Source organism: Pseudomonas protegens (genome assembly GCF_003732485.1).
GTDB lineage: Bacteria > Pseudomonadota > Gammaproteobacteria > Pseudomonadales > Pseudomonadaceae > Aquipseudomonas > Aquipseudomonas protegens_B.
In genome coordinates this window covers 34,787-43,427 of sequence record NZ_MOAK01000045.1, presented here as the reverse complement: position 1 = coordinate 43,427, position 8,641 = coordinate 34,787, and the positions used below count along the sequence as shown (strand labels likewise).

Genomic DNA, 8,641 nt, shown 5'->3' with positions numbered 1-8,641 from the left:
CAGATTGACGTCTTTCATCGCACAGCCCTCGTTCGTGGTGCATGGAGTGCGATGAATTCTGGCAACGGGGCAGGGGGCCAACATCGTCCAAGGGGACTAGGGCCTGTCGCCAAACAGCAACGGGCCCTGACCCCGGAGGAAATCCGCCAGCCCGGGCACATGGTCCGTTTGAGGGATGCCGGGGGGGCGGACGGTTGTTTGAATGCGCCGCAACAGGCGGTTGCCCGCCGTAGCACGCGCGCCCCGGCGGACGGGGTTCCCAAGGAGAACGACCTGATGCTCAACCACGATGTGCTTCGCCAGCGTCTCTACCAACAGGCCGAGGAACTGGTGCCGGTCCTGCGCGAACGAGCGGCCGAGGCCGAGCGGCTCGGCTGCTTGCCGGACCAGACCCTGAACGATTTTCAGCAGGCCGGGTTCTTTCGCATTCTGCAACCGGCACGCTGGGGCGGTTACGAACTGGAGCCGAACGATTTCTTCCGGGTGCAGATGACCCTCGCCGAGGGCTGCATGTCGTCGGCCTGGGTGCTGGGGGTGGTCGCGATCCACAACTGGCAACTGGCGCTGTTCGATGACCGCGCGGCCCGGGACGTGTGGGGCGAGGACAGCAGCGTACTGATTTCCTCTTCCTATATGCCGGTGGGACGGGTGGCGCGTACCGAGGGTGGTTTCACCCTGAGCGGCCGCTGGGGCTTCTCATCGGGCTGCAAGCACTGTGACTGGGTGTTCCTCGGCGCCATGGTGCCGGCCGCGGAACCCGGCGGCGCGCCGGACTACCGGACCTTCCTGGTGCCGCGCCAGGACTACCAGATCCTCGACAACTGGGACGTCATGGGCCTTGCGGCCACCGGTTCCCACGACATCCTGGTGGAGAACGCCTTCGTTCCCGAGTACCGCACCCATCGTGCCCTCGACGGGTTCATGCAGGACAGCCCGGGCAACGCGGTCAACGATGCCCCGCTGTACCGCCTGCCGTTCGGGCAGATCTTCGTGCGCGCAGTGTCCTCCTCGGCCATCGGTGCCCTGCAAGGAGCGGTCGCGCAGTTCATTGCCCATAACCGGGCTCGGGTGGGGGTCAATGACGGTCGCAAGATGGTCCAGGACCCAGCGGCCCAGTCGGCCCTGGCCAACGCCATGGTATGTGTCGACGAATGCCGGACGGTGCTGCTGAGCAACTTCGAGTTGATGCTGCAACGGGCCCGGGAGGGTACGCCACTGGGCATGCAGGAGCGGGTGAAGATGCGCTACGACTCGTCGCTGGTGGTGCAAAAGTGCGCCACGGCGGTGACCGACCTGATGTTCAACAGCGGCGCCTCGACGATCTTTCGCGGGCACGGGATCAACCGCGCCTTCCGCGACATCCATACCGGCCGTGCCCACGTCGCCAACCATCCGGCGAAGTACGCCTGGAACCTGGGCAGCGTCGCCATGGGCCAGGACAGCAGCGACTTTTTCCTCTAGGCGGCAAGCCTCGACAGCCCTAGTCCGTTTGCGTGATTCCGCCGGCCGGGCTTTGCCCGAGCATGCAGGCCAAGGCGCGAGCAGCACGCCGGGCCTGCTTTTTACGACCACAAGGATCGAGCATGAAATTTTCCCTGATTTATGAAGCCCAGACCCTGGACGCCAGCCGTGCCGGCGATCGGCAGGTCTTCGAAGAAACCGTCGAGCAGGCCGTGCTCGCCGACCAGTTGGGGTTCGACACGTTCTGGTGTGTCGAGCACACGGCGCTGACCAACTATTCGCACATGTCCGCCCCGGAAACCGTGCTGGCCTTTGTCGCCGGCAAGACCGAGCGCATCGGCATCGGTCACGGCGTGGTCTGCCTGCCGCCGGCGATGAACCACCCGGTCAAGGTCGCCGAGCGCATCGCTACCCTCGACCTGCTGTCCAAGGGCCGGGTGCATTTTGGCGTGGGCAAGGGCGGCACGCAGCAGGAGGCCGGGACCTTCGGCTACGACCTGGCGACCCTGCAACCGCAGATCGACGAGGCCATGTACCTGATCCCGAAAATCTTCGTCCAGGACGAAATCGAGCACCACGGCGACTTTGTGCAGATCCCCAAGCGGCCGATCCACCCCAAGCCCTACCAGGACCCGCACCCGCCGATGTACCTGGCCTGCACTAACACCGAATCGCTGAAGAACGCCGGCGGCCGGGGCATGGGCGCCCTGGTGCTGGGCTTTGGTGGCCCCGAGGAAATCGCCAAGAAGGTCGAGGTCTATCACCAGGCCTGGGACAGCCGCGACCCTCGCCAGCAGGTGGGCTTCCGGCCCAACCGGCACATCGCCGCGCTGTGCCCGGCGATCGTCCTCGATGACAACCTGGAGGCGCGGCGCATTGGCATTCGCGGCCAGCGCTATTTCATGGAATCCCTGGGCTACTGGTACGGCGGCGGCGAGCGCCCGGACCCGGCGAAGTGGCAGGACGATACCTACGTCGACGGCAGTGGCCAGAGCGTGATCAAGTCGCGTTTTGCCTCCGAGGAGGTCAGCGTGGATTTCTCCGATCCGACCATGGCCATGATGAACCCCAACCACGCCTACGGCACCGTGGAGGACTGCATCGGCTATGTGCAGCGCCTGGTGGATGCCGGCGCCGACGAGATCCTGTTCATCTGCCAGATGGGCACCGTGCCGCAATGGGCGCAGTTGGAGACCCTGCGCAATATCGGCGAGAAGGTCATTCCGCATTTCCGCAAGGCCTGACTCTTAGCGCTGCAAGCCTTTGGCCACGCCGCTTTGCCGTAAGGGCAAAGCGGCTTTTTTGCTTTTGCGTCGGGGCATTTCCGGCCGCTGTCGGCACACAGATGCGCTAGTCCCATTGGACGATGCCGGGGCCGCGCTCAGGCGATTAAATCCTGCTGCATAAGGCCTCCTTGCCAGGAGGACGGGTTGAGCTGAACGAGGAGTGCTTGCATGGATATTCGCGGGTTGGGCTACGTCACCTTGCGGTCACGGGACCTGTCGCAGTGGCGCCATTACGCCAGCCAGGTGCTGGGGATGATGGTCGTGCCGGGGGCTGATGAGCAGCACTTGTACCTGAAGATGGACGACCGGCCCTACCGGATCCTGGTCCAGCACAGTAACGAGGACGGCTTCGGCGCCTGCGGCTGGGAAGTGGCCGGCAAGGATGCCTTCGAGCAGGCCCTGGCGCAGTTGCAACAGCACGGGGTGACGGCGCACCGTGGCAGCGCCGCGCAGGCCGAGGAGCGCAAGGTCCAGGAGCTGGCGCATTTTCTCGACCCCGATGGCAACCGCCATGAAGTGTTCTGGGGACCGCGCCAGGATTTCGCCCGGTTCGTCTCGCCGGTGGGGCTCAAGGGGTTTGTCACCAACGACCTGGGCATGGGCCATGTGGTGCTGCCGGCGCCGAGCTTCGAGCGCTGCCGCGAGTTCTATGAGCAGGTCATGGGGTTTGGCCTTTCCGACCTGATGAAGGTGCGTTTCACCCCCGACCCGGCCGAGCCGCAAAAGGCTTTGCACTTTCTGCACTGCAACAACGCCCGCCACCATTCCCTGGCGATCTTCGAATGCCCCATGCCCCATGGCTGCGTGCACCTGATGGTGGAGGTCCAGGGGCTGGACGAAGTCGGTCGCGCCCTGGATCGGGTCCACGCCCACGGGGTGAAGCTTTCCGCGACCCTGGGCCAGCACACCAACGATCAGATGATTTCCTTCTACATCAAGACCCCATCGGGCTTTGACCTGGAATACGGCTGCGACGGCCTGGTGGTGGACTGGCAGCAACACACGCCGTTCGAGAGCACGGTGGTCAGCCATTGGGGCCATGACTTCAGCGTCGGCCGGGAGCAAGCACAATGAGCCAGGACAAGACCCTGAGCACCGCGCAGATGGTCGCTCAGTTGCGCGATGGCATGACCCTGGGCATCGGCGGCTGGGGGCCGCGGCGCAAGCCCATGGCACTGATCCGCGAGATCCTGCGTTCGGACCTCAAGGACCTGACGGTGGTCGCCTATGGCGGTGCCGACGTCGGCATGCTGTGCGCCGCCGGCAAGATCCGCAAGCTGGTGTTCGCCTTTGTCTCCCTGGATTTCATTGCGCTGGAGCCTTACTTCCGCAAGGCTCGCCAGCAGGGCGAGTTGCAGGTCATGGAAATCGACGAGGGCATGCTGTTGCTGGGGCTGCGGGCGGCAGCGATGCGCGTGCCGTTCCTGCCCACGGCAGCGGGCCTGGGCACCGATGTGTTGCGCCACAACCCCGAGATCAAGCTGATCGCCTCGCCCTACGCCGACGCCCGGGACTGGGTGGCGATGCCGGCGCTGAAGCTGGATGCGGCGCTGATCCATGTCGACCGTGCCGACAGCCGAGGGCTGTGCCAGATCGGCGGACCGGACCACTACATGGATGACCTGCTGGTGCGCGCTGCGGCCCGTACCTACGTGACCTGCGACGAGCTGCTGGAGCGCGACACCCTGCACAGCGATCCGGGGCAGGCCCGACAGGTGTTCTGGGAGCCCAACCTGACCAGCGCCGTGGCCCATGTGCCCGGTGGTGCGCACCCGTCTTCCTGTGCACCGCTGTATGGCTTCGATGTCGCGCATTTCAATACCTACAACGCCTCGGCGCAGCGTGCCGATGGCTGGCAGGAGTACCGCCGCGAGTACGTCGACTGCAGCCATCAGGACTACCTGGACAAGGTCGGCGGCCTGAAGGCCATCCGCCAACTGCCGTTGCCGATTTTCTAAGGAAGCCTCGCCATGAACAGCAGCACTTACAGTCTCGCCGAACTGATGATCTGCGCGGCCTCTGAAGCCTTCGCCGAGGACGGTGACGTCCTCGCCACCGGGATCGGGGTGATCCCGCGGCTGGCCGCTTCCCTGGCCATGCTCAGTTGCAACCGCCAGTTGCTGATGACCGACTCCGAAGCCTGGCTGGTGGCCGAGCCGGTGCCCCTTGGCCCGCGTGATGGCTACCAGCCCAAGCGCGATGCCTGGATGGGCTTTTCGCGGATCTTCGACAACCTCTGGGGCGGGCGGCGCCACGCCATGGTCGGCCCGTCGCAGATCGATCGTTTCGGCCAGGGCAATATTTCCTGCATTGGCGACTACGCCCGGCCCAAGGCACAGATGCTCGGGGTGCGCGGTTTTCCCGGCAACTCCATCAGCCACGCCAACTCGTTTTGCGTGACCAGCCACAACCGTCGGGTGTTCGTCGAAGGCGAGGTGGATGTGGTGGCTTCGGTCGGCTACAACCCGGCGCGCCTGGCCCGGGGCTGGTCCCTGGACGACATCGACCTGCGCCTGATCGTCAGCGACCTCTGCGTCCTCGATTTCCAGGGCCCGCAGCGGCAGATGCGCGTGCGTTCGCTGCACCCCGGGGTGAGCCTTGCCCAGGTGCAGGACAACACCGGCTTTACCCTGCATGTGCCGCAGCATTGCCCGACCACGGCGGCACCGACCCTTGAGCAGTTGCAACTGATCCAGCGCCTTGATCCGCACAACCTGCGGGCCCTGCAACTCAAAGACAACCCGCCGGGGCTGCGCAGCGTCGGCTGAGCGGACCCCGTTTCGGAGAGCCAAGCAATGCCTGAACACAACGATAAGAACCCGGAGCCGGTGGTGCTGTACGAAGTGCGCGAGGCAGTGGCCCTGGTCACCCTGAACCGCCCGGAGTACCACAACGCGCAGAATTCGCGCATGACCTACGCCCTGGACGCAGCCTTTCGCCGGGCTTGTGACGACGACGGGGTCAAGGTCATCGTGCTGCGCGGCGCCGGCAAGCATTTCTCCAGCGGCCACGACATCGGCACCCCGGGCCGCGACGTCGACCAGAGCTTCGAGCGTGCCAGCCTGTGGTACGACCATGTCGACAAGCCCGGTGGCGAGTTTCTCTATGCCCGGGAGCAGGAGGTCTACCTGGGCATGTGCCGACGCTGGCGGGAGATGCCCAAGCCGACCATCGCCATGGTCCAGGGGGCGTGCATTGCCGGCGGATTGATGCTGGCCTGGGTCTGCGACCTGATCATCGCCAGCGACGACGCCTACTTCGCCGACCCGGTGGTGCGCATGGGCATTCCCGGGGTCGAGTATTTCGCCCATGTGCATGAGCTCAATGCCCGCATCGCCAAGGAGTTCCTGTTCCTCGGCGAACGCATGCCAGCGGCTCGGGCGCTGCAGATGGGCATGCTCAACCGAGTGGTGCCGCGTGCCGAGCTGGAGCGCGAAACCCTGGACATCGCCGGGCGCATCGCGCAGATGCCGCGCCTGGGCCTGCAACTGAGCAAACAGGCGGTGAACAACGCCGAGGACCTGATGGGCAAGCGTTCCAGCATGGACATGGCTTTCGGCCTGCATCACTTTGCCCATGCCCACAACGAACTGGTCTCCGGCGACCGACTGGGGGGTTACGACGCTCGGGCCATGGCCCGTTCCCAGCGCCGCGAGGGTGCCTGAACATGGCGATTGCCCTCGATACGCCGCTGACCGAACTGCTCGGTTGCCGCTACCCGATCATCCAGACCGCCATGGGCTGGGTCGCCGACCCCAGGTTGGTGGCGGCCACCGGCAATGCTGGCGGCTTCGGCTTTCTCGCCGGGGCCACCATCGAGCCGCAGCAGATGGAGGCGGCAATCCTCGAAACCCGACGTCTGACGGCGCAGCCGTTCGGGGTCAACTTCCATCTGTACCAGGCCAATGCACCGCAGATTGTCGAACTGGTGCTCAAGCACCGGGTGCGCGCGGTGAGCTACAGCCGTTCGCCGGGCCAGCAGATGATTGCCCGGCTCAAGGACGCCGGGGTGGTCTGCATTCCCACGGTGGGCGCGCTCAAGCACGCGCAGAAGGCGGTGGCCATGGGCGCCGACGCGGTAGTGGTGCAAGGCGCCGAGGGCGGCGGGCACACCGGCACGGTGCCGACCTCGCAGTTGCTGAGTCAGGTGCTGGCCGCGGTGCCGGTGCCGGTGGTGGCGGCTGGAGGGTTCAAGGACGGCGCCGGCTTGGTGGCCGCCCTGGCCCAGGGGGCGGCGGGCATCGCCATGGGCACGCGCTTTCTGATGAGCGCCGACAGCCCGGTGCCCGCGGCGACCCTGGCGCGTTACCTGGCGGTCAGCGACCCGGCGCAGATCATCGTCAGCCGGGCCGTCGACGGCATGCCGCAGCGGATGATCCGCAACGAATTGCTCCAGCGCCTGGAAACCGGTGGAGCCTTGCGCCGCCTGTGGCTGGCCCTGGGAAGCGGGCTGGCCTACCGCCGGCACAGTGGTCTGAGCCTGGTCCAACTGTTGCTGGCGGCCTTGAACCAGCAGCGGGGCGGCGGCCTGACCCTGGCCCAGAGCCTGATGGCTGCCAATGCACCGATGGTGATCCAGAAAGCCATGGTTGAAGGCCTTCCGGCCGAGGGTGTGCTGCCGGCCGGTCAGGTCGCCGCCAGCATCGACAGCCTGCCCGGCTGCGCCGAATTGATCGAGCAGATCGTCCAGGACGCGCAAGCGCGCCTGGAGGACCTGTGCCGCCGTCTCTCGTGAAGGAGCCCCCCATGCAAGCATTCAAAGTGAGTATCGAAAACGGCATCGCCGAGCTGGTGTTCGACCGGCCCCCGGTGAATGCCTTCAACTGCCAGGGCTGGGCCGACATCGCCCGGGAAATCCAGCGGCTGGGCCAGGCCCCCGAAGTCCGGGTGATTCTGATCCGGGCCGAGGGCCGGGGCTTCTGCGCCGGGGTCGACATCAAGGAGCTGGCTGCCGACAGCGACCTGATCGTGGCGGTGAACAAGGGCAACTACGACACCTTCAAGGCCATTCACCGCAACCCCAAGCCGGTGATTGTCGCGGTCCATGGCTTTGTCCTGGGCGGCGGCATCGGCATCTGCGGCGCCGCTGACCTGGTGCTGGCCGCCGACTGTGCGCGCTTCGGCGTGCCGGAGGTGGACCGCGGGGCCATGGGCGGCGGCGCGCACCTGCAACGGTTGTTTCCGTTGCAGAAGGTGCGCCACATGTACTTCACCGGACAGATGATCGACGCCGCCGAGGCCTGGCGCCTGGGGGCGGTGGAGCGGGTGGTCAAGCGCGAGGAACTGCGCGCGGCGGCCCTGGAGGTGGCCCGGACCATCGCCGCCAAGAGCCCGGCCATGATCGCCCTGGCCAAGGAAGCCTTGAATGCCATCGAGGATGGCGACCTCGAAGACAAATACCGCCGTGAGCAAGGCTTGACCCTCGAAGCCTATCGCTCGCTGGACTCCCAGGAAGCCCGTGACTCGTTCGTCGAGAAGCGCGCTGCTCACTTCAACGGCTGAAGGCACTTGCATGAATCTGAACTACACCCCCGCGCAGCAGGCGCTGCGGGCCGAGGCCCGGGCCTGGCTGGAGGCCAACGTGCCCGACCAGCCGCTGGCTTCCTTCGACACCGAACAGGGCTTTGCCCAGCACCGGGCCTGGGAGGCCAGGCTCAACCAGGGGCGCTGGGGCATGGTCACCTGGCCCCGGGAGATGGGCGGACGCGGCTGCGACCTGATCCAGTGGCTGATCTTCGAAGAGGAGTATTACCGCGCGGGGGCTCCGGCGCGGGTCAACCAGAACGGTATCTTCCTCCTCGGTCCGACCCTGATGGAGTTCGGCAGCGAAGAGCAGAAAATGCGCTTCCTGCCGGCCATGGCCACAGGCGAGCAGATCTGGGCCCAGGCCTGGT

Annotated in this window: 9 protein-coding genes; all 9 read left to right on the top strand. The window is 66.0% G+C overall.

Annotated features, from left to right (window positions below):
• The first annotated feature begins 276 nt into the window (after nucleotides 1-276).
• On the top strand, nucleotides 277-1,461 hold the full coding sequence (locus tag BLX41_RS11120; protein WP_123724912.1) for an acyl-CoA dehydrogenase family protein: 1,185 nt from the start codon (nucleotides 277-279) through the stop codon (nucleotides 1,459-1,461).
• 122 nt (nucleotides 1,462-1,583) lie between these two features.
• Nucleotides 1,584-2,705 carry an LLM class flavin-dependent oxidoreductase gene (locus tag BLX41_RS11115; RefSeq protein WP_123724911.1) on the top strand — a complete coding sequence of 374 codons (1,122 nt, stop codon included), beginning with the start codon at nucleotides 1,584-1,586 and terminating at the stop codon, nucleotides 2,703-2,705.
• 210 nt (nucleotides 2,706-2,915) lie between these two features.
• Nucleotides 2,916-3,821, top strand: a complete 906-nt coding sequence (locus BLX41_RS11110) for a VOC family protein (RefSeq protein ID WP_072452569.1) — start codon at nucleotides 2,916-2,918, stop codon at nucleotides 3,819-3,821.
• Nucleotides 3,818-4,705 (top strand): CoA transferase subunit A, encoded by an 888-nt coding sequence (locus tag BLX41_RS11105; RefSeq protein ID WP_072452570.1) that lies wholly within the window; start codon nucleotides 3,818-3,820, stop codon nucleotides 4,703-4,705. Before BLX41_RS11110 ends, BLX41_RS11105 begins: the two co-directional genes overlap by 4 nt.
• Before the next feature lie 12 nt (nucleotides 4,706-4,717).
• Nucleotides 4,718-5,515: a CoA-transferase subunit beta gene (locus BLX41_RS11100; RefSeq protein WP_123724910.1), complete on the top strand. Its 798-nt coding sequence runs from the start codon at nucleotides 4,718-4,720 to the stop codon at nucleotides 5,513-5,515.
• Between the two features lie 27 nt (nucleotides 5,516-5,542).
• A complete protein-coding gene (locus tag BLX41_RS11095) occupies nucleotides 5,543-6,412 on the top strand; it encodes an enoyl-CoA hydratase (protein WP_123724909.1) in 870 nt (289 codons plus the stop codon).
• 2 nt (nucleotides 6,413-6,414) lie between these two features.
• The gene (locus tag BLX41_RS11090; RefSeq protein ID WP_123724908.1) at nucleotides 6,415-7,482 is read left to right on the top strand and encodes an NAD(P)H-dependent flavin oxidoreductase; all 1,068 of its coding nucleotides are present in this window, start codon (nucleotides 6,415-6,417) and stop codon (nucleotides 7,480-7,482) included.
• Nucleotides 7,483-7,493: 11 nt separating this feature from the next.
• Nucleotides 7,494-8,249 carry an enoyl-CoA hydratase family protein gene (locus BLX41_RS11085; protein ID WP_072452578.1) on the top strand — a complete coding sequence of 252 codons (756 nt, stop codon included), beginning with the start codon at nucleotides 7,494-7,496 and terminating at the stop codon, nucleotides 8,247-8,249.
• 10 nt (nucleotides 8,250-8,259) lie between these two features.
• Nucleotides 8,260-8,641, top strand: a 382-nt coding sequence (locus BLX41_RS35070) for an acyl-CoA dehydrogenase family protein (protein WP_259744689.1), incomplete at its 3' end; no start/stop codon positions are given.

Coding starts and splice junctions, on each gene's coding strand:
- BLX41_RS11120 (WP_123724912.1), top strand. CDS start 277: ATGCTCAACCACGATGTGCTTCGCCAGCGTCTCTACCAACAGGCCGAG.
- BLX41_RS11115 (WP_123724911.1), top strand. CDS start 1,584: ATGAAATTTTCCCTGATTTATGAAGCCCAGACCCTGGACGCCAGCCGT.
- BLX41_RS11110 (WP_072452569.1), top strand. CDS start 2,916: ATGGATATTCGCGGGTTGGGCTACGTCACCTTGCGGTCACGGGACCTG.
- BLX41_RS11105 (WP_072452570.1), top strand. CDS start 3,818: ATGAGCCAGGACAAGACCCTGAGCACCGCGCAGATGGTCGCTCAGTTG.
- BLX41_RS11100 (WP_123724910.1), top strand. CDS start 4,718: ATGAACAGCAGCACTTACAGTCTCGCCGAACTGATGATCTGCGCGGCC.
- BLX41_RS11095 (WP_123724909.1), top strand. CDS start 5,543: ATGCCTGAACACAACGATAAGAACCCGGAGCCGGTGGTGCTGTACGAA.
- BLX41_RS11090 (WP_123724908.1), top strand. CDS start 6,415: ATGGCGATTGCCCTCGATACGCCGCTGACCGAACTGCTCGGTTGCCGC.
- BLX41_RS11085 (WP_072452578.1), top strand. CDS start 7,494: ATGCAAGCATTCAAAGTGAGTATCGAAAACGGCATCGCCGAGCTGGTG.